The 229-nt window shown below is 51.1% G+C and carries 1 pseudogene; it reads right to left on the reverse strand.

Features of this window, described 5'->3' with window-relative positions:
- Window positions 1–229, reverse strand: a pseudogene (locus SB719_RS23050) (IS110 family transposase); the annotation flags it as partial.

Consider the following 229-nt stretch of genomic DNA (forward strand, 5'->3'; position numbering starts at 1 on the left):
CTGGCCACCGATTTAGAGTTTTTCCAGTACCGCTTTTCCGCTTCGTTTGAGGGCCACCCACCGTTTTAATCATGCGGCCCTAGCTAGCTGTAATACCCGACGATATAGTCTGTGATCGCATGAGCAGCTTAGCTAAAGTTTATATAACCTGTCCCTGGAAACCACTCGTTTTTCAGCCTCCGGAAGCAGCGTTCCATCCGGCTGTTGTCCCAACAGTTTCCACGTCGGC

Source organism: Pantoea sp. SIMBA_079, from assembly GCF_046940275.1.
Taxonomy (GTDB): domain Bacteria; phylum Pseudomonadota; class Gammaproteobacteria; order Enterobacterales; family Enterobacteriaceae; genus Pantoea; species Pantoea borealis.